Annotated in this window: 17 protein-coding genes; 7 read left to right on the top strand and 10 right to left on the bottom strand. The window is 66.6% G+C overall.

What is annotated here, in order from left to right; all coding sequences use genetic code 11:
• Nucleotides 1-99: 99 nt before the first annotated feature.
• Both L8G49_RS09125 and pabB read right to left on the bottom strand, forming a co-directional pair.
• Nucleotides 100-1299: a pyridoxal phosphate-dependent aminotransferase gene (locus tag L8G49_RS09125; RefSeq protein WP_242139678.1), complete on the bottom strand. Its 1200-nt coding sequence runs from the start codon at nucleotides 1297-1299 to the stop codon at nucleotides 100-102.
• Nucleotides 1300-1335: 36 nt separating this feature from the next.
• Nucleotides 1336-3117 carry an aminodeoxychorismate synthase component I gene (gene pabB, locus L8G49_RS09120; protein ID WP_242184584.1) on the bottom strand — a complete coding sequence of 594 codons (1782 nt, stop codon included), beginning with the start codon at nucleotides 3115-3117 and terminating at the stop codon, nucleotides 1336-1338.
• Nucleotides 3118-3221: 104 nt separating this feature from the next.
• Between pabB and L8G49_RS09115 the strand changes: the two genes are divergently transcribed.
• The gene (locus tag L8G49_RS09115; protein ID WP_242139680.1) at nucleotides 3222-3881 is read left to right on the top strand and encodes an MBL fold metallo-hydrolase; all 660 of its coding nucleotides are present in this window, start codon (nucleotides 3222-3224) and stop codon (nucleotides 3879-3881) included.
• Nucleotides 3882-3909: 28 nt separating this feature from the next.
• Here L8G49_RS09115 and L8G49_RS09110 read toward each other — a convergent pair whose 3' ends face one another.
• Nucleotides 3910-4332, bottom strand: coding sequence for an MAPEG family protein (locus tag L8G49_RS09110; protein WP_242184583.1), 423 nt, complete (start codon nucleotides 4330-4332; stop codon nucleotides 3910-3912).
• A gap of 219 nt (nucleotides 4333-4551) precedes the next feature.
• Between L8G49_RS09110 and rpmF the strand changes: the two genes are divergently transcribed.
• The 5 genes from rpmF to L8G49_RS09085 all read left to right on the top strand — a co-directional run bounded on the left by rpmF (nucleotide 4552) and on the right by L8G49_RS09085 (nucleotide 7561).
• Nucleotides 4552-4731 carry a 50S ribosomal protein L32 gene (gene rpmF / locus L8G49_RS09105; protein WP_242139681.1) on the top strand — a complete coding sequence of 60 codons (180 nt, stop codon included), beginning with the start codon at nucleotides 4552-4554 and terminating at the stop codon, nucleotides 4729-4731.
• 70 nt (nucleotides 4732-4801) lie between these two features.
• Nucleotides 4802-5833 (top strand): phosphate acyltransferase PlsX, encoded by a 1032-nt coding sequence (gene plsX / locus L8G49_RS09100; RefSeq protein WP_242184581.1) that lies wholly within the window; start codon nucleotides 4802-4804, stop codon nucleotides 5831-5833.
• Nucleotides 5830-6804, top strand: a complete 975-nt coding sequence (locus tag L8G49_RS09095; RefSeq protein WP_242139683.1) for a beta-ketoacyl-ACP synthase III — start codon at nucleotides 5830-5832, stop codon at nucleotides 6802-6804. The genes plsX and L8G49_RS09095 overlap by 4 nt, the downstream gene beginning before the upstream one ends.
• 92 nt (nucleotides 6805-6896) lie before the next feature.
• Entirely contained in the window at nucleotides 6897-7196 is a 300-nt protein-coding gene (locus L8G49_RS09090; RefSeq protein WP_242139684.1) for an integration host factor subunit alpha, read from the top strand.
• Between the two features lie 8 nt (nucleotides 7197-7204).
• On the top strand, nucleotides 7205-7561 hold the full coding sequence (locus tag L8G49_RS09085) for a MerR family transcriptional regulator (protein WP_242184570.1): 357 nt from the start codon (nucleotides 7205-7207) through the stop codon (nucleotides 7559-7561).
• 236 nt (nucleotides 7562-7797) lie between these two features.
• Here L8G49_RS09085 and L8G49_RS09080 read toward each other — a convergent pair whose 3' ends face one another.
• From L8G49_RS09080 to rpmI, 6 genes are all read right to left on the bottom strand, one after another.
• Entirely contained in the window at nucleotides 7798-9369 is a 1572-nt protein-coding gene (locus L8G49_RS09080; RefSeq protein ID WP_242139686.1) for a peptide chain release factor 3, read from the bottom strand.
• 17 nt (nucleotides 9370-9386) lie between these two features.
• On the bottom strand, nucleotides 9387-10262 hold the full coding sequence (locus L8G49_RS09075; protein ID WP_242184568.1) for an aldose 1-epimerase family protein: 876 nt from the start codon (nucleotides 10260-10262) through the stop codon (nucleotides 9387-9389).
• Between the two features lie 293 nt (nucleotides 10263-10555).
• On the bottom strand, nucleotides 10556-12919 hold the full coding sequence (pheT, locus tag L8G49_RS09070; protein WP_242184566.1) for a phenylalanine--tRNA ligase subunit beta: 2364 nt from the start codon (nucleotides 12917-12919) through the stop codon (nucleotides 10556-10558).
• Nucleotides 12916-14001, bottom strand: coding sequence for a phenylalanine--tRNA ligase subunit alpha (pheS, locus tag L8G49_RS09065; protein ID WP_277923173.1), 1086 nt, complete (start codon nucleotides 13999-14001; stop codon nucleotides 12916-12918). The genes pheT and pheS overlap by 4 nt, the downstream gene beginning before the upstream one ends.
• A gap of 334 nt (nucleotides 14002-14335) precedes the next feature.
• Nucleotides 14336-14701 (bottom strand): 50S ribosomal protein L20, encoded by a 366-nt coding sequence (rplT, locus tag L8G49_RS09060; RefSeq protein ID WP_010161044.1) that lies wholly within the window; start codon nucleotides 14699-14701, stop codon nucleotides 14336-14338.
• 17 nt (nucleotides 14702-14718) lie between these two features.
• A complete protein-coding gene (gene rpmI / locus L8G49_RS09055) occupies nucleotides 14719-14922 on the bottom strand; it encodes a 50S ribosomal protein L35 (RefSeq protein ID WP_131532218.1) in 204 nt (67 codons plus the stop codon).
• 166 nt (nucleotides 14923-15088) lie between these two features.
• Here rpmI and L8G49_RS09050 point away from each other — a divergent pair, with 166 nt between their 5' ends.
• Complete coding sequence (locus L8G49_RS09050) at nucleotides 15089-17212, top strand: AsmA family protein (RefSeq protein ID WP_242184556.1); 2124 nt, start codon at nucleotides 15089-15091, stop codon at nucleotides 17210-17212.
• A gap of 151 nt (nucleotides 17213-17363) precedes the next feature.
• On the opposite strand, the gene hisN is transcribed toward L8G49_RS09050, so the two are convergent.
• Complete coding sequence (gene hisN, locus L8G49_RS09045; RefSeq protein ID WP_242139691.1) at nucleotides 17364-18149, bottom strand: histidinol-phosphatase; 786 nt, start codon at nucleotides 18147-18149, stop codon at nucleotides 17364-17366.
• Nucleotides 18150-18172: the final 23 nt, after the last annotated feature.

Raw genomic sequence — 18172 nt, 5'->3', positions numbered from 1 at the left:
GAAAACGTAGCGGTCAGATCGTCCTGATGCTGCACCGCGACAAGAGCCAAATTGCAAACGCAGCGTTGCCAAAAGCTGAACGATCGTTTCGGGTGCGGTTTACCTCAACGCGGCGCACGCCGCCTGGATCCGCTCGCAGGCGGATTTCAGCAGCGCATCCGACGTCGCATAGGAGATCCGCATCGCCGGCGACAGACCGAACGCCGCGCCCTGCACCGCCGCGACCTTCGCATCGTCGAGCAGATAGGCGACCATCGCCTCGTCGCTGTCGATCAGCTTGCCCGACGGCGTCGACTTTCCGATCAGGACCGAGAATTCGGGATAGACGTAGAACGCCCCGTCCGGCTTCGGGCAAGTGATCCCCTCGGCATCGTTGAGCATGCCGACGACGAGGTCGCGCCGCACCTGGAACGCCGCCGCCCGCTCCTTCAGGAACGACTGGTCGCCGTTGAGCGCCGCCACCGCCGCCGCCTGGGCGATCGAGCAGGGGTTGCTGGTCGACTGCGACTGGAGCTTGGCCATCGCCTTGATCAGCCACGATGCGCCGCCCGCAAAGCCGATCCGCCAGCCGGTCATCGCATAGGCCTTGGAACAGCCGTTGACGGTTAGCGTGCGCTCGTAGAGCGACGGGCAGACCTGCGCGATCGTCGCGAATTCGAAGCCGTCGTACAGGATGTGCTCGTACATATCGTCCGAGAAAATCCACACGTGCGGGTGCCGTTCGAGCACGTCGCCCAATGCCTTGAGCTCGGCTGCGGTATAGGCGGCTCCCGTCGGGTTGGACGGCGAGTTGAGGATCACCCACTTGGTCTTCGGCGTGATCGCCGCCTCGAGCTGCTCGGGGAGCAGCTTGTAACCCTGCTCGGGGCCGGCGGCGACGAACACCGGCGTGCCGCCTGCGAACAGCACGACGTCGGGGTAGCTGACCCAATAAGGCGCGGGGACGATCACTTCATCACCCGCCTCGACCGTCGCGACGATCGCGTTGAACAGCGTGTGCTTGCCGCCGACGTTCACGCTGATCTGGTCGGGCGTGTAGCGCAGGCCGTTGTCGCGCGCGAACTTGGCGGCGATCGCGGCCTTCAACTCGGGCGTGCCGTCGACGTTGGTATATTTGGTCTGGCCGTCGCGGATCGCCTTGATCGCGGCTTCCTTGACGAAATCGGGCGTGTCGAAATCGGGCTCGCCGGCGCCGAGGCCGATCACGTCGACCCCTGCGCGCTTCAATTCCTGCACGCGCGACGTGATTGCCAGCGTCGGCGATGGCTTGATCCGGTTGAGCGCGGCGGAGGGGTGCATAGCAAAGGCCTAAATCACGAAGGGTCGGGCGTGCGCTTATCGCGCCGCTGGCGCCGTCGCAACCGTTCGTCGCGCACGAATCAGACCGCGCACTGCATTGCCGATGAAAAATTCGTGCGCCAGTTCGGCCGCGGTGACCATCCCCTCGACCGCGCGCCCGCTCGCCAGCAGGTCCGCGCGCAGCACCCCGGGCAGCAGGCCGTCGGCCAGCGGCGGTGTCACCAGCACATCGCCGCGGGGGACGAACAGCGACGTGAAGCTGCCTTCGGTCAGCCGCCCATCCGGACGCTCGAACACGACTTCGAATGCCCCGGATGCCGCCCGCGCCTGATCGTAGAAGCGACGGTCGCTCGTCTTGTGGCGCAGCCTGATATCGGCGACCGCAACCGGTAAGGGCATGACGGCAACGGCGACCGGCTGGTCGGAGGCAACCGGCATCGCGCTGACCTCGATCGCAACCATGCCACTCGGCGCCAGCAGCAAGCGGACTCGCGACGCCACGCGCAGGCGGAAGGTCGCGGCCTGAAGTTCGTTACGGGCGGTGTGGCGATCGAACACGAAGTCGAACGCACGCGCGCTCGCGGCGAGCCGTTCGAGATGCCGGTCGAGCAACAGCAAGCCCTGTTCCGGGTCGAACCCCATGGTTTCGATCAGATCGAACCGCCCCGCGCGATGCGTGAGGAAGGCGAGCTTTGCCCGCGCTTCGTCCCACTCGGCAGCGGGATCCGAATCGGCGACGATGCCCCCGCCCGCCCCGAGCGTCGCCGTGTCCTCGCCCTTCGGCCAGGTCAGCGTGCGAATGGCGACGTTCGCCATCGCGTCGCCGGTCGCGTCGAAGCGGGCGATCGTGCCGGTGTAGAGGCCGCGCGGCGACGGCTCGATCCGCCCGATGGCCTGCATCGCCGCAATCTTCGGCGCGCCGGTGATCGACCCGCACGGGAACAGCGCCGCCAGCACGTCCACCGCATCGTTCCTCGGCGCCAGGTCCGCGGTGATGGTCGATACCATCTGGTGCACCGTCGGATAGGTCTCGACCGCGAACAGCGTCGGCACCGCGACCGATCCCGCGCGCGCGACGCGGGCGAGATCGTTGCGCATCAGGTCCACGATCATCAGATTTTCGGCGCGCTGCTTGGTATCCTGCGCGAGCGCCGTCGCGGCCGACCTGTCCGCGTCGTGCGAAGCCTGGCGCCGCGCCGTGCCTTTCATCGGACGGCAGGTCAGCCGCTCCCCCTCCAGCGCAAAGAACAGCTCGGGCGACAGCGAGAGGATCGTCGCCGCGCCCGTGTCGATGAGTGCGCCGAACCCGGCGGCCGCGCTGCGCCGCAGCCTCGCGTACAGCGACAGCGGGTCGCCACGGACCTGCATCGTGGCGCGATAGGTCAGGTTCGCCTGGTACAATCCCCCCGCGACGATCTCCGCCTGGACTGCCGCAAACTGCGCATCGTAGGCCAGGGGATCGATCGCCGGCACAGGCTCGGAATTCCATGCCCCGGCCGGATCGGGCAGCAACGCGGCGACCGCATCGGGGGCGATCTCAGCATAATCGGCAAAGATCCCGAACCAGGCCAAAGGCTGGTCCGTCGCGATCGGTCGCGGCACCGCGGGCTCGAAGGCGCCTGCCGCCTCATAGGCCAGGAAGCCGACCGCGTGCAGCCCGGCATGCCGTGCCGCCCGTATCGCCGCCAGCACCCCGTCCACCTCCGCGACCGTATGCGCCTCGACGATCCGGAGCGGATCGACATACAGCCGCGCCGGAGCGCCGTCCGGGCGGGCATCGTCGAGCAGGACGAAGGGCTTGGTCTGGTGGCTCAGCATGTCTGCGGATCAGATGCCCCGTCAGGCGCCCCGGGGGCAAGCCCCGGCGTCACCAACGCCACCCGCGTCTTGCTCCCTATCCCGCGCCACCGTATTCACGGGCCATGAGCACCCCACCCCTTCGCGCCGCGATCCTTCCGGTTACCCCGCTCCAGCAGAATTGCACCTTGCTGTGGTGCACCGCGACGATGCGCGGCGCGTTTGTCGATCCCGGCGGCGACCTCCCGCGGCTGCACGCAGCCGCGGCGCAGCACGGCGTGACGATCGAGAAGATCATCCTGACCCATGGCCATATCGACCATTGCGGAGAGGCCAAGCCGCTCGCGGACGCGCTCGGCGTACAGATCGAGGGACCGCATGAGGAGGATCGCTTCCTGACCTCGACCCTGTCGGAAAGCGGGGCACAATATGGCATCCCCGGCGTCAACTTCGAATCCGACCGATGGCTGGTCGAGGGGGACACGGTGACCGTCGGCGATCTCGTGCTCGACGTCTATGAAACGCCCGGGCACACGCCCGGCCACGTGATCTTCCATCACGCCCCGTCGAAGCTCGCGATCGTCGGCGACGTGCTGTTCGCCGGTTCGGTCGGTCGTACCGATTTCCCCCGCGGCAATCACCAGCACCTGATCGACTCGATCGTGACCAAACTCTGGCCGCTCGGCGACGACACGACGTTCCTGCCGGGCCACGGCCCTGCCAGCACCTTCGCGCACGAGCGCCAGACCAACATGTTCGTCAGCGACGCAGCGCTCGCTGCCTGACCGTCGGCGGCATCCTCGGGGATGCCGCTCAGCCCGCCGGAACGGCGCTCGGGGGGAGCGTCGTCCTGGCGTGGTGCCCGAGGAGCGGCACCGCAATCGCGTAACCACCGAGGCCCAGCAGCAGCAGGAAGGTCAGGATCGTCCCGACCATGCGGCCCACTGGCAGGCCGTCCATCCCCAGCGCGTGCGCCACCCGTGCCACCAGGAACGCTGCGCTTGCGCCCCACAGCCACCAGGAACTGCCGGACGTCAGTTCGATCAAGCCGATCAGGATCACGATGAACGGCGCATATTCGACGAAATTGGCGTGCGCGCGCATGCGGCGAATCAGCACTTCATTGCCGCCGTCGCCCAACAGGATCTTCGCCTTGGTCCGGACCGAACCGACCCGAATCGCCAGCCACAGGTTGATGATCGCCGCGGCCCCCGCGGTCACCAGCGTAATGGTCATGTCCGAGCCGCTCATCATCGCAAATATCCCCTCACAACGGGAGAAACCCGTCGCACGGGCGCGCAAAGCTTGCAACGCCGTATAGAATCGCTATAGGCCGCGATCTTCGCGAGATGTCAGGCCGCCGGTGCCGCTTGCGCGGTCGACCATGACGTCGATTGCGTCGTACCTGGTTCGGGCTTATCGCACCGGTTCAGACAAGTATAAGGTTTCGCCGAAATGGCCGTCCCCAAAAGAAAAACCACGCCTTCCAAGCGCGGCATGCGCCGTGCCCATGATTCGCTGACCGTCGCGTCGTTCCAGGAATGCCCCAATTGTGGCGAACTGAAGCGTCCGCACAATCTCTGTGCGTCGTGCGGCCACTATAACGGCCGCGAGATCCTGTCGGTCGAAGGCTGATCCCGACGGGATCGGCGCGGCTCGTGCTATCGGGCGTGTACCCATTGCGCGTTTTCAGGGAGCGGCCAGCGTGACGAACAGCTCCCGGATCGCGGTCGACGCGATGGGTGGCGACGAAGGGCTGGCAGTGATGCTGGCTGGAGTCGCGCGGGCACGCCGCCGCTACGACGACATGCAATTCATTCTCGTCGGTGACGAGAATGCGATTGTCGCTGGGCTGAAGCAGCATCCCAACCTTTCGGCGCATGCCGAGATTGTCCACGCGCCCGAGGTCGTCGGATCGAGCGAAAAGCCTACCCAGGCGATTCGCCGGTCGAAGAAGACGTCGATGGGCATTGCGATCGACATGGTGAAGCAAGGCCGCGCGGCCGCCTGTGTCTCGTCCGGCAACACCGGCGCGATGATGGCGATGGCGAAGCTGTCGCTGCGGATGATCCCCGGGATCGACCGCCCTGCGCTCGCCGGACTTATGCCGACGCTTGGCGACAATGATACGGTGGTGCTCGATCTGGGCGCCAATACCGAATGCGATGCGCGCAACCTCATCCAGTTTGCCGTGATGGGCGCGGCCTATGCGCGCACTACGCTCGACCTCGCGCGTCCCCGCGTCGCGCTGCTCAACATCGGCAGCGAGGACCAGAAGGGCACCGACGTGATTCGCGACGCCGCCCAGGCGCTGCGCCACGCATCGCACCTCCCGCTCGAGTTCACCGGCTTCATCGAAGGCGACAAACTGTCGCGCGGCGACGTCGACGTCATCGTCTGCGACGGGTTTTCGGGCAACATCGCGCTCAAGACCGCCGAGGGCACCGCGCGGTTCGTGGCGGATCTGCTCAAGCGCGCGTTCCGGTCCTCGGTGCGCTCGAAGATCGGATTCCTGATCTCCAAGCCCGCGACCGACCTGCTGCGCCATCATCTCGACCCGAACAATCATAATGGTGCCGTCTTTCTCGGGCTGAATGGGCTCGTTGTGAAGAGCCATGGCGGCGCGAACGAGATCGGCGTGGCAACCGCAATTGCAGCGGCGGCAAAGATGGTACGGGACGACCTGACTCGGCGAATCGCCGAGGACCTGCGTGAATTCGAGGCGAAGGCAGCATGATTCGATCGGTTATCGTCGGAACCGGATCCGCGCTCCCGGCGCGACGCGTATCGAATGCCGAACTCGCCGAGACCGTCGATACTTCGGATGAATGGATCGTCGAGCGGACCGGCATCCGCTTCCGCCATATCGCCGCGCCGGACGAGACGACTGCCACGCTGGCGGCCGATGCGTGCCGCGCGGCGCTCGGTTCGGCCGGCTTGTCGGCGCAGGACATCGATCTGATCGTGCTGGCGACCGCCACCCCCGACCAGACCTTCCCGTCCAGCGCGACCAAGGTGCAGGCTAGCCTTGGCATCAACGACTGCGTCGCCTTCGACGTGGCAGCGGTGTGCTCCGGGTTCCTGTACGCGCTGCAGGTGGCGGACAGCATGATCCGCGCGGGATCGGCGCGCCGCGCCCTCGTAATCGGATCGGAGACGTTCAGCCGCATCCTCGATTGGGAAGATCGCACGACCTGCGTCCTTTTCGGTGATGGCGCCGGGGCTATCGTGCTCGAAGGTCAGGACAATAATGATACGGGCGCGGAGGGTCGCGGGATTCTGGCGACCCGCCTCCATGCCGATGGACGGCATAACGAGCTGTTGTACGTCGATGGCGGCCCGTCCACGACCGGAACCGTCGGCAAGGTCCGCATGAAGGGACGCGAAGTGTTCCGGCACGCCGTCGTCAACCTCGCCAGCGTGATGACCGAGACGCTCGCGGTCAGCGGCCTGTCGGCCGCGGATGTCGACTGGGTAGTGCCGCATCAGGCCAACGCGCGCATTCTGGACGCGACCGCGCGCAAGCTTGGACTGGCCCCAGACAAGGTGATCGTCACCGTCGATCAGCACGCGAACACGTCGGCCGCATCGGTCCCGCTCGCGCTGGATACGGCAGTCAAGGACGGCCGGATCAAGCAGGGCGACCTGATCGTCCTCGAAGCAATGGGCGGCGGCTTTACTTGGGGCGCCGCGGTCGTGCGCTTTTAGTCTTAACCTTGTTACGGTTCTGTAACTAGCTCTTTCCGTTCCTGCCTTCCTTGTGTTAGACCAACGTCTTGCCGCTAGGGAGGGATACCGGGATGGCGCCTGCAGGAACGTTGACGAGGGCCGATCTGGCCGAAGCGCTACATCATCAGGTGGGTCTGTCGCGCGCAGACTCGTCGCGTCTGGTCGAACAGATTCTCGGACACATGTGCGGGGCCTTGGCGAAGGGGGACAACGTCAAGATCTCGGGCTTCGGAACGTTCGTCCTGCGCGACAAGGGAGAGCGGATCGGCCGCAATCCCAAGACGGGAATCGAAGTGCCGATTGCCCCTCGCCGCGTTCTGACGTTCCGGGCGAGCCAGATGATGCGCGACCGCATCGTCGAAGCTGACTGAGACCCGACATGGTGATGCAACCCTTGCTGCCCGCGAAGGCGGATGGCGCCTATCGCACGATCGGGGAACTGTCGCGCGAGACTGGCCTGCCCCAGCATATCCTACGCTATTGGGAAACGCGGTTTCCCCAGCTGAAGCCGCTGCAACGCGCGGGAAACCGGCGATATTATCGGCCTGAAGATGTAGCGCTGGTGCAGCGCATCGCGACCATGCTCAATGAAGACGGCTATACGATCCGTGGCGTCCAGCAGGCGCTGATGGCCGAACGCAAACGCCCGGCCGGGCCGCTGCCGGCGTCGAGCATCGATGCGATCCTCAGCGTGCGCGATTCGCTCGCGCGGGCGCTGGAGCAGGATCTGGGCTGAGGAAGATTGGGGACTACGACACAGTGGCTCAGGTGCAGCCGCAGAGTCGGGCACGCTTTGCCGTTCTGTCCCTATGTAATTCCGTTCGCTGCAACATATCTTGGCGCAACATGGTGCCACCCAAGGACAGGCAAGCACTTGCGTGAACTCTGCCCCCGCCAGTGCGACCGGCATTACGTAGCGGAGGCGTCGCCACAGGTCGTGACGAACGCGCCCGGATCAGCCTTGAGCCTTCGTCAGCGCTCGCGCGTCGCCGCGAAGGTGACCTTGGGGTAGCGATCCGCGACATAGCCGACGTCCCACGCGGTCTTCGCCATATAGACCGGGTTGTTGTCGCGATCCTTCGCCATCGACGTGCGGTTCAGGTCCATGAACGCCTTGAGATCCGCCGGATCCGCCGCCGACACCCAGCGCGCGGTGTCGTACGGTGCCATCTCGAGCCCCGCATCGACCTTATACTCCGCCTCGAGCCGCGACAGCAGCACCTCGAGCTGAAGCTGCCCGACCACGCCGATGATCCAGTTCGACCCGATCTCGGGGTAGAACACCTGCGTCACGCCCTCCTCGGCCATGTCGTCGAGGGCTTTCCGCAACTGCTTGGTCTTGGTCGGATCCTTGAGCGCGACGCGGCGCAGGATTTCGGGCGCGAAATTGGGCAGCCCGGTGAAGCGCACGTCCGCGCGCTCGGACAAGGTATCCCCCACCCGCAGCGTCCCGTGGTTGGGGATGCCGATGATGTCGCCCGGAAACGCCTCGTCCGCCAGCTCGCGCTCGCGCGCGAAGAACAGGATCGGCGAGTGGATCGCGATCGGCTTGCCGTGCCCGGTCGGGGTCAACTTCATGCCCCGCTTGAAGGTCCCCGAACACAGCCGCATGAACGCGATGCGATCGCGGTGGTTGGGATCCATGTTCGCCTGGACCTTGAACACGAAGCCGGTGACGTCGGCACGCTCGGGCAGCACCTGCTCGGGCTCCGCGGGCTGCGGGCGCGGACCCGGTGCATGGCGGCCGAGTGCGTCGATCAGCTCGGCGACCCCGAACTCCTTCAGTGCCGATCCGAAATAGACCGGAGTCTGGTCCCCGCCGCGATACGCCTCCACGTCGAACGCGCCATAACCGCCAAGCGCAAGTTCGGACTCGTCCTGGAGCAACTGCAGCCCCGCCGGGCTGAGCGTCGCGGCAAGCGCGGGGTCGTCGAGCCCGGTGAAGCTCAGCGCCTTGCCTAGGAACTCGCGGCTCGGCCCCTCGGGCTGGCTCAGGCTGTTGGCGTGGAGATCGTACACCCCTTCGAAATCGCTCCCCATCCCGACCGGCCAGCTCATCGGCGTGACGTCGAGCTGGAGCATCTCGGCAATCTCGTCGAGCAGCTCGAACGGCGGGCGCCCTTCGCGATCGACCTTGTTGACGAAGGTGATGATCGGCACCGAACGCAACCGGCAGACCTCGAACAGCTTGCGCGTCTGCGCCTCGATCCCACGCGCGGCGTCGATCACCATGACCGCGGAATCGACCGCGGTCAGCGTGCGATAGGTGTCTTCGGAAAAGTCCTCGTGGCCCGGCGTGTCGAGCAGGTTGAAGGTTAGCCCGTTGCGCTCGAACGTCATCACCGACGACGTCACCGAGATCCCGCGCTGCTGCTCGATCTTCATCCAGTCCGAGCGCGCGCGGCGGTTCTGCCCGCGTGCCTTGACCTCGCCGGCAAGATGGATCGCGCCGCCGAACAGCAGCAGCTTTTCGGTCAGCGTGGTCTTGCCGGCGTCTGGATGGGAGATGATCGCGAAGGTGCGGCGGTCGGACGTGTGATTCATCGCTGCGCTGTAGCGCCTCAGCCCTCCAACGTCACCTGCAACCCACAGGCCAGCGTCGCGCCCGGTGCGATCTCGACGATGCCGGGTTTGTCGCGAATATCGCCGGTAAACCCCTGCGGGTCGGCGATGCCGTGCCACGGCTCGATGCAGACGAACGCGGCCCCCGGCTTGGTCCAGATCCCGAGCATCGGCATGAGCGGGAAATCGACGCGCAATTGCGGTCCGGTCGGCGCGCCGTAGCGGACGCTGCGCGATTTGGGCTGGTCCCAGATCAGCGCGTCGCGGTCGAACAAGGCGTCGTCGAGCGCGAGCGTGCGGCCTTCGAGCGGCGACGGGCGACGCTGCTCGGCGATCCCGCCACCGATCAGCTCGCGCAGCGGCTCCGGTTCGTCCTCGGCGAAGACGATGCGGTGGTCGGCGCGCGGCAGGCCATACGGCAACGGCCAAGCAAAAGCGGGGTGGAAGCCGAAGCTCGCCGGGAGCACGTCGCCGCCGCGATTTTCGATCACCACCGCGACATCGAGCGTCGCGTCGGTGATCGTGTAGGTCACGCGCAGCGTGAAGGGGAAGGGATAGATCGCACGGCTCGCGGCGCTATCCTCGAGCAGGAAGACCGCTTGCGCTTCGCTGTGCTCGACCAGCGTGAAGAGGCTGCGGCGGGCGAAGCCGTGCTGCTGCATCGGATAGTCGGTGCCGTCGATGTGGAGCACGTCCCCGTTGAGCCGCCCGACGATCGGAAACAACAACGGCGCGTGGCCGGTCCAGAACGCCGGGTCCGCGTTGGTCATCAGCTCACGGCCGTCGGCATCGCGCAGGTGCGTCAGCTCCGCGCCGAGCGGGTTGATCGCGGCGGAAAGCTGCGGCGTGGCGATGGTGATGAGAGGGTCGGCCATGTCGGTCTGTCCTTCGATTGATGTCAGTGCTGTGCCCTTCCCTGGCCCTTCCCCGGCGAAGGCCGGGGCCCAGGAGGGCGCGGGAAGAGGCGCGCGCTGTGCGTCGTTTACCAAAACCTTTCCTGCCGGGCCCCGACCTGCGCCGGGGTGGCACCCTGCCGCTGGCATACCACCCCGGCGAAGGCCGGGGCCCAGGAGTGCACGGGAAGAGGCGGACGCTGCGCTTCGTTACCAAAACCTGTCCTGCTGGGCCCCGGCCTGCGCCGGGGATGTCGGAAAAGGAGCGGTAGGGATCACCCCCGCAAACTCGCCCCCAGCTTACCAGCCGCAGCAACCACCTTGTCCGCGACCGCCTTCAGCTCCGCCTCGGTGAAGCTCTTCTCGCCCGGCTGGAGCGTGACCTCGACCGCGATGCTCTTGTGCCCCGGCTCGACGCCTGTCCCGGTGAACACGTCGAACACGCGCACGCCGACGATCGCCGCCTTGTCCGCGCCGCGCGCCGCGCGCACCAGCGCCTCGCCCGAGACGCCGTCGGGCACGAGGAACGCAAAGTCGCGCCGCACTGCCTGCAACGCCGGCGGCGCATAGGCCGGACGCGCGAAGCTCGACGTGCGCTTGGCGGGGATCGCATCAAGGTAAAGCTCGACCGCCGCGACCGGACCATCCACGTCGAACGCACGCGTCGTCAGCGGGTGGACCATCCCGAACGCCGCGAGCACCGTCTTTGGACCCAATCGCAGCGTCCCCGACTGGCCGGGATGCCAGGCGTCGCCCGCATCCCCCATGACCTGCAGATTGTCGACTGGCGCACCCGCCGCCGCCAGCAACGCCAACGCCTCGGCCTTGGCGTCATAGGCGGTGAACTGCGTCGCCTTGCCATCCTGCCAACCACGCGCGCGCGCCTCGCCCGCGAGCACCACGCCCAGCGTCGGCCGCTCGCCATGGGCAAGATAGCGCCGCCCGAGCTCGAACAGCCGCACGCCACCCGCGCCCCGCTTCATGTTGCGCTCCGCCGCCGCCAGCAGCCCCGGCAGAAGCGACGGGCGCATCACCTTGAGCTCCTCGCTGATCGGGTTGGCAAGCGTCCACGAAGCCCCCCCGATCGCGGTCGCCTGCGCGTCCGACAGGAAGCTCCAGGTGATCGTCTCGTTGAGCCCCCGCGCCGCCGCAGCCCGGCGGACCCGGCTTTCGACCTTCTGCGCCGGCGTCGCGGTCGGCTTCGCCACCCCCGCTGCGCGCGGCAGCGGAGTCGCGGGGACCGAATCGATCCCGACGATACGGATCACTTCCTCGACCAGATCGGCCGGGCCATCCACGTCGCGCCGCGCGGGCGGCGGCAGGACGGTCCAGTCGTCCTCGACCGTGAAGCCCAATGCGGTCAGGATCTCGCGCTGGCGCTCCGGCGCAACCGCGAGGCCACCGAGCGTTTCCGCGCGCGCCGGATCATAAGCGATCCGCTTGCGCGTCGTCGGCGGGGTGCCGGAATGGGTCGGCTCGCTCGCGTTGCCACCGCACAGGTCGAGCACCAGCCTGGTGGCGATCGCCAGCCCTTCCTCGAGGAACGCCGGGTCCACGCCCCGCTCGAACCGCGAGCGCGCGTCCGAGGTCAGCATCAGCGCCTGCCCGGTGCGCGCAATTGAGTCCGGGTCGAAATAGGCGCATTCGATCACGACGTCGGTCGTCTCGGGCGTAACGCCCGAATCCTCGCCGCCCATGATCCCGCCGATGTCGTGGACATGCGCGTCGTCGGCGATGACGGTCATCGTCTCGGCGAGCGTATAGGTCTTGCCGTTGAGCGCGAGCACCTGCTCCCCCGCCGCCGCCTTGCGCGCGACGAGCCCGCCCGACAGCTTGGCGCGGTCATAGACGTGCAGCGGTCGCCCGAGATCGAACATCACGTAATTGGTGATGTCGACCAAGGTGGAGATCGACCGCTGGCCGATCGCCGTCAGGCGGCGACGCATCCATTCGGGCGCGGTGCCGTTGACGAGGCCGGTGACGCCCTGCGCGTAGAAAGCGGGGCAACCCGCGGCATCGTCGGTCCGCACGTCGGGGCCTGCGCCCGCGCCCGCAACCGGCGCATAAGCGAGCGGCTTGGCGGTGCCGAGCCCGGCGGCGACCAAATCGAGCGCGATTCCGCGCACGCCCATGCAATCCGGGCGATTGGGGAGGACGTTGACCTCGATCACCGGATCGTTGAGCCCGGCATAGTCAGGATAGGCCATGCCGATCGGCGCATCGGCGGGAAGCTCGATGATCCCGTCATGCTCCTCGCCGAGTTCGAGCTCGCGCGTCGAGCACATCATGCCGTTCGATTCGACCCCGCGGATCGCCGCGACCTTGAGCACCATCCCGTTCGACGGCACCGTTGCGCCGGGCGCGCCGAACACGCCGACCAGCCCCGCGCGCGCATTGGGCGCACCGCAGACGACCTGCAGCGGGCCATCGCCGGCATCGACGCTCAGCACTTGCAGCTTGTCCGCCTGCGGATGCGGCGCGGCGCTCAGCACCTTGGCGACACGGAACGCGGCGAGCGTCGCACCGAGGTTCTCGACGCCTTCGACCTCGAGGCCGATCCGCGTCAGCGTTTCGACGATTGTATCGAGCGAGGCGTCGGTGTCGATATGCTGCTTGAGCCAGTCGAGCGTAACCTTCATGCGCCGACTCCCTGGCTCAGCGTGGGCACGTCGAGTGCCGAGAAACCGTAATGCTTGATCCAGCGCGCATCGCCTTCGAAGAACGGGCGCAGATCATCCATGCCGTATTTGAGCATCGCGAGCCGATCGACCCCGACCCCGAAGGCGAAGCCCTGCCACTCGTTCGGATCGAGCCCGCACGCGGTGATCACTTTGGGATGCACCATTCCGCTGCCGAGCAGCTCCATCCAGCCCTCGGACCCGCCAAGCACGCGGCGGCCCTTTTCCATCGTCCAGCCGACATCGACCTCGGCCGAAGGTTCGGTGAACGGGAAATAGCTCGGGCGCAGGCGGAGCACGATGTCGTCGCGCTCGAAGAACGCCTTGAGGAAGGTCTCGAGCGTCCATTTGAGATGGCCGAGCGTGATCCCCTTGTCGATCACCAGCCCCTCGATCTGGTGGAACATCGGCGTGTGCGTCGCGTCCCAGTCCGAACGATAGACGCGGCCCGGCGCGATGATGCGGATTGGCGGTTTCTGCCCCATCATCGTGCGGATCTGCACGGGCGAGGTGTGGGTGCGGAGCACCTTAGCCTCCTCGCCCTCGCTCGCCTTCAGATAGAAGGTGTCGTGCATCGCGCGCGCGGGATGGCTCTCGGGCATATTGAGCGCGGTGAAATTGTGCCACTGGTCCTCGATCTCGGGCCCGGTCGCGACCGCGAAGCCCAGATCGGCGAAGATCTCCGCCATCTCGTCGAGCACCTGGCTGACCGGATGGACCGACCCTTGCGGTGCCGAGTCGGCGGGGAGCGTCATGTCGATCGTCTCGCGCGCCAGCCGCGCGTCGAGCTCGGCGCGGTCGAGTGCTGCCTTGCGCGCGGCGATCGCAGTGGTCACCGCCTCGCGCACGCCCTGAATGCGCGGGCCCTGCTCGAGCCGCTCCTCGGGCGACATCTTGCCGAGCGTCTTGAGCAGCGCGGTGATGCTCCCCTGCTTGCCGAGCAGCGCGACACGAAGCGTCTCGAGCTCCGCCGCCTCGGCCTGGCCGATCGACGGCAACTGCGATTCAATCTCGGCAAGGTCAGCCACGTTCATCTCCGTCATTCCCACGCAGGCGGGAAGCCATCATGGGTGCCGCCGTAGCGGGAGGTGAAGCCCTTGATCAACCCTGCGGTGCTGATGCAGCCGGCCGAGAGGACTCAAGGTAACGCCGATCTACAGCTGTTCTCCAAAACCGCCCGTCATCCTGAACTTGTTTCAGGATCCACCCCTCCGTGAGTCCGGACTATGCCCGTTGCGCGGTGGATGCTGAAACAAGTTCAGCATGACGGCAGCTTTTGGGCCGCGGGATGACCGACAGAGGAACCCCAAAACAGAAAAAGGGCGCCGGTGTTGCCACCGACGCCCCAAATCCTACCGTCTCGCAAACAGGTCGCCCTCAGGCGGCCTGGGGCAGAGCCGCCTTCGCCTGCGCGATGATGGCGCTAAATGCGGCACCCTCGTGCATCGCGAGATCCGCGAGGACCTTGCGGTCGAGTTCGACGCCGGCGAGCTTCAGGCCATGCATGAAGACGCCATAGGTAAGACCCTCGACGCGGACCGCTGCGTTGATACGCTGGATCCACAGAGCCCGGAAGTTGCGCTTCTTAACCTTGCGGTCGCGATACGCATACTGGCCGGCCTTCTCGACGGCCTGACGGGCGATACGGATCGTGTTCTTGCGACGGCCATAATAGCCCTTCGCCAGATTGAGGATCCGCTTGTGCTTTGCGTGGGTGGTTACACCCCGTTTTACGCGTGCCATTCTCTAATTCCTTCCGCTCAGCCGAGACCGTAGGGCGCCCACGCCTTGACGGCGGCGGTATCTGCCTTGGACAGCACCTTGGTGCGGCGGTTCTGGCGGATGTACTTGGCGTTGTGGCTCATCAAACGGTGACGCTTGCCAGCGACGCCATGCTTCAACAGGCCGGATGCGGTGAGCTTGAAGCGCTTCTTGACGCCGCTCTTCGTCTTGAGTTTGGGCATTTTCGTCCTTTCAGTTTTGCGACGATCTATGAACGGCCACGGCAGCCCATACCGGCCGGGCAGTTCCTCTTACTCGCAGGAAAGCGGGCGCATAGCCGCCCCCTCGTGAAAACGCAACCTCGGATGCGCGGAGGAACGATTACGCTAGGCGAACGGTTTGGCAGCGATGGACGCCGCCCCTTATCCGCCCGCTCAAGCGACCCCGGCACCAGCAGCGTCCCCGCCGCGCCGACGGCGATGGTGGCGGATCGTCCGCAACACGCTGATCGGCCTCGTCGTCGCGCTGTTTCTGGCGTGGCTGGTGCTCTACATTACCAAGGGTCGGTTCCTGAAGGGTCCGTTCGAGCGAATCGTCTCTTCGGCGACGTCGCGGCAGGTGAAGGTGGCGGGCGACTTCCAGCTCTATTTCGACCCGATCACGATCCATTTCCGCGCCGACGGGATGACGATCTCCAACCCTGCCTACACCTCGAGGCCGAACCTGTTCGAAGCCAAGCGGCTCGATTCGCGAATCGCACCGCTGTCGCTGCTGTTCGGGAAACGCCATTTCTACACGCTCGACCTGACCGACAGCGCGGTCGACCTCGAATGGAATGCCGCGCATACGCACAACAGCTGGACGTTCAGCGAGAAGAAGGGCGGCAAGCCGCTCGCCTTCCCCCGGATCGACGTTGCGACCGTGGCTGGCACGACGCTTCGCTATGTCGATCCGCGGATGCGGCTGCGCACAGATCTCGCATTCCAGACGATCACCTCGACCAATGCGCAGATCGGCAAGTCGGTCCGCTTCTCCGGGTCGGGGCAAGTCCGCAACACGCCGTTCACGCTGGTGGGCGCGCTGCTGTCGCCAGACGCCACGGTCGCGCGCGGCCAGAACAAACTGACGATGACCGCCGACGCCGCGCACAACCACATTACGGTTGCGGGCACGCTGCCGAGCCTCGCCGATATCGAGAACGTCCCGCTGACCGTCTCGTCACGCGGTCGCAACCTTGCCGAGCTGCTCGACATCATCGGCGTGGCCGTCCCGCGCAGCCGCACCTATCACGTCAACGCGCTCCTGACGCAAAGCGGTACGACCTATGCCTTCACCAAGCTGACCGGCCGGTTCGGCGACAGCGACCTGGCGGGCGCGTTCACGGTGGAGAATGTCGAGCCGCGCCTTCACATCGGCGCGACGCTGACGACGCGCAAGCTCGACATCATCGATGCGGCGCCGTTCATCGGCTACAATCCGGACATCGTCGCGACCCAGGGCGCCGTCGCCGCCGCCGCCAGCACCGGGGCGGCACCCGCGCGCATCCTCCCCAACGCTGCCATCCCGGTCGAGACGTTCAAGAATTTCAACGCCGATCTCCATTACAAGATCGGGGTCGTGCGCTCCAAGAATGTCCCCGTCTCCAACATCGACCTGACGCTCTCGCTAAAGGACAGCCTGCTCAAGCTGTCGCCGCTGACGTTCGTGATGGCGCGCGGCAATGTCGCCGCCGACATCACCTTCGATGCCCGTCGTCGTCCGGCGCACGATACATATGACATTCGTTTGTCGCCGACCCCGATGGGCCGGCTGCTGGCAGGCTATGGCGTGATCGAATCGGGGACGACGGGCGTGGTGAAAGGCCGCATCGCACTCACCGGCGACGGCGACACGCTCCACGATTCACTGGCCAGTTCGCACGGGCGGATTGCCTTCGTGATGCCAGGTGGCACCTTCTCGGCCCGCAACGTCCAGCTGTCCGAGCTCGATATCGGCACCTTCGCGCAGAAGCTGTTCCAGGGGAAGCTCAAGGAGCCGGTCAAGATCAATTGCGGGCTGATCGGGTTCAGCGTGCGCGGCGGGGTGGCGGCGGCGGATCCGATCCTGATCGACACCGAAAAGAACGTGATCGCCGGCCGTGGCGGGTTCAGCTTCCGTGACGAGCATCTCGACCTGGTGTTCCGGGCGGATGGCAAGCGGATCAGCCTGTTCTCGGCGCAATCACCCGTGGGTCTGGTGGGGTCGTTCGCCAAGCCCGGGATCAACGTCGTCACGCCGCAGTTGCTGGAACGTGCGGGCGCTGCGGCGGGGCTCAGCCTGGTGGCGACACCGGTGGCGGGGCTGCTGGCATTTGTCGATGTGGGCGATGCGAAGGCCGCGCAATGCGGCCCGATCCTTGCCGCTGCTCCCGCCAGCGCGCAGCGCACGACCAAGGGTCAGCCGCGCGACGACGTCGGGCATGGCACCACGGCGACGGCGGAGAAGGATAAGTCGGGCAAGGCGCCGCGGAAGAAGTTTCTGGGGATTTTCTGACGCGCGCGTGCCCGCCGACCGATCGTCACCCCGGCGAAGGCCGGGGCCGCCACGTAAAGGGGGCAAAACCGGCGATACCGCACCCAGACGTCTCGCCGCGCCCGGATGACCACACGGCCCCGGCCTTCGCCGGGGTGACGGGAACCGTCTCTCAGTGCCCGCCGCGGCAGGCCAGCGCCTCGAGGATATCCTCGATCCGCGCCGGATCCCCTGCCGCCACCACTTCGCCGACGCTGTCCGCGGTCAGCGGATCGCCCGCCCAGTCGCACATGCGCCCGCCCGCACCCTCGACGATCGGCACCAGCGCGGCGAAGTCGTGCAGCTTCAGTTCGGCTTCGACCACCACGTCGAGCCATCCGCTCGCGACACAACCGTAATTGTAGCAGTCCCCGCCCAGCACCGTGCTGCGCACCCCCGCGTCGAGATGTTCGAACGCGTGCAACTGATCGTCTTGGAACAGCGCGGGCGAGGTCGTGGCGAGCAACGCCTCGCTGAGCGCGGAACAGCGCCGCGTGACGGCGGGCTTGCCATTGAACAGCGTCGGCTTGCCGGTCGTCCCAACCCAGCGCTCGCCGATGATGGGCTGGTCGAGTACGCCGAGCATCGGCCACCCCTCGACCACCAGCGCGATCAGCGTCCCGAAGATCGGCCGACCGGAGATGAACGCGCGCGTCCCGTCGATCGGGTCGAGCACCCAGGCGCGGCCCGATGTCCCCTCGCGCACGCCATATTCCTCGCCGATGATCGCGTCGTCGGGGAACGTCCACTCGATCAGCGCGCGCATCGCCGCCTCGGCGGCGCGGTCGGCGAGCGTCACGGGCGAGGCGTCGCCTTTCATTTCGAGCCCCTGCTCGTTTCGCCAATATGGGCGGATCGCGGCGCCCGCGGCATCGGCGAGCGCGGCGGCAAGGGCGAGATCGGATTCGGTAATACGCATGCGGCCTGCGTAATCCCGCTGGC

The sequence above is a fragment of the Sphingomonas sp. CARO-RG-8B-R24-01 genome, from assembly GCF_022662295.1.
In the GTDB taxonomy this organism is placed as follows: Bacteria; Pseudomonadota; Alphaproteobacteria; order Sphingomonadales; family Sphingomonadaceae; genus Sphingomonas.
This window is presented reverse-complemented; position numbering and strand designations above follow the sequence as displayed.

What these genes read in the sequence shown, in the direction of transcription:
- pheT (WP_242184566.1), bottom strand. Translation starts at nt 12,919, where the DNA reads ATGAAGGTTACGCTCGACTGGCTCAAGCAGCATATCGACACCGACGCC.
- rpmF (WP_242139681.1), top strand. Translation starts at nt 4,552, where the DNA reads ATGGCCGTCCCCAAAAGAAAAACCACGCCTTCCAAGCGCGGCATGCGC.
- L8G49_RS09080 (WP_242139686.1), bottom strand. Translation starts at nt 9,369, where the DNA reads ATGAATCACACGTCCGACCGCCGCACCTTCGCGATCATCTCCCATCCA.
- L8G49_RS09095 (WP_242139683.1), top strand. Translation starts at nt 5,830, where the DNA reads ATGATTCGATCGGTTATCGTCGGAACCGGATCCGCGCTCCCGGCGCGA.
- L8G49_RS09110 (WP_242184583.1), bottom strand. Translation starts at nt 4,332, where the DNA reads ATGACCATTACGCTGGTGACCGCGGGGGCCGCGGCGATCATCAACCTG.
- L8G49_RS09075 (WP_242184568.1), bottom strand. Translation starts at nt 10,262, where the DNA reads ATGGCCGACCCTCTCATCACCATCGCCACGCCGCAGCTTTCCGCCGCG.
- rplT (WP_010161044.1), bottom strand. Translation starts at nt 14,701, where the DNA reads ATGGCACGCGTAAAACGGGGTGTAACCACCCACGCAAAGCACAAGCGG.
- L8G49_RS09115 (WP_242139680.1), top strand. Translation starts at nt 3,222, where the DNA reads ATGAGCACCCCACCCCTTCGCGCCGCGATCCTTCCGGTTACCCCGCTC.
- pheS (WP_277923173.1), bottom strand. Translation starts at nt 14,001, where the DNA reads ATGACGGAGATGAACGTGGCTGACCTTGCCGAGATTGAATCGCAGTTG.
- L8G49_RS09085 (WP_242184570.1), top strand. Translation starts at nt 7,205, where the DNA reads ATGGTGATGCAACCCTTGCTGCCCGCGAAGGCGGATGGCGCCTATCGC.
- L8G49_RS09125 (WP_242139678.1), bottom strand. Translation starts at nt 1,299, where the DNA reads ATGCACCCCTCCGCCGCGCTCAACCGGATCAAGCCATCGCCGACGCTG.
- L8G49_RS09090 (WP_242139684.1), top strand. Translation starts at nt 6,897, where the DNA reads ATGGCGCCTGCAGGAACGTTGACGAGGGCCGATCTGGCCGAAGCGCTA.
- hisN (WP_242139691.1), bottom strand. Translation starts at nt 18,149, where the DNA reads ATGCGTATTACCGAATCCGATCTCGCCCTTGCCGCCGCGCTCGCCGAT.
- pabB (WP_242184584.1), bottom strand. Translation starts at nt 3,117, where the DNA reads ATGCTGAGCCACCAGACCAAGCCCTTCGTCCTGCTCGACGATGCCCGC.
- rpmI (WP_131532218.1), bottom strand. Translation starts at nt 14,922, where the DNA reads ATGCCCAAACTCAAGACGAAGAGCGGCGTCAAGAAGCGCTTCAAGCTC.
- L8G49_RS09050 (WP_242184556.1), top strand. Translation starts at nt 15,089, where the DNA reads ATGGACGCCGCCCCTTATCCGCCCGCTCAAGCGACCCCGGCACCAGCA.